Source organism: Streptomyces sp. NRRL S-118, from assembly GCF_000716335.1.
In the GTDB taxonomy this organism is placed as follows: Bacteria; Actinomycetota; Actinomycetes; order Streptomycetales; family Streptomycetaceae; genus Streptomyces.
Genome location: NZ_KL591038.1, coordinates 35305 through 35576 on the forward strand (window position 1 = coordinate 35305; position 272 = coordinate 35576).

The window sequence follows — 272 nt, forward strand, 5'->3', positions numbered from 1 at the left end:
CCCCGCGGCCCCCCGCCAGTGGGCGAGGTCGTGCCGGGTGATCAGGGTGTCGGGGTGGTCGGGGCCCAGCACCCGCAGCCGTTCGGCCAGCAGTTCGGCGGTGGCCGTGGCGGCCCCGGCCGCATCCCCCGCCTCCCCCCGCCAGTGGGCGAGGTTGTGCCGGGCGAGCAGGGTGTTGGGGTGGTCGGGGCCCAGCACCCGCAGACAGTCGGCCAGCAGTTCGGCGAACGCGGTGGCGGCCCCGGCCGCATCCCCCGCGGCCCCCCGCCAGT

Annotated in this window: 1 protein-coding gene; it reads right to left on the minus strand. The window is 79.0% G+C overall.

Translation table 11 applies throughout. The annotated features are described in order from the left end of the window. Positions 1–272 (minus strand): tetratricopeptide repeat protein (locus IH00_RS38250; protein ID WP_234335085.1); only part of this gene is annotated, 272 nt, incomplete at both ends.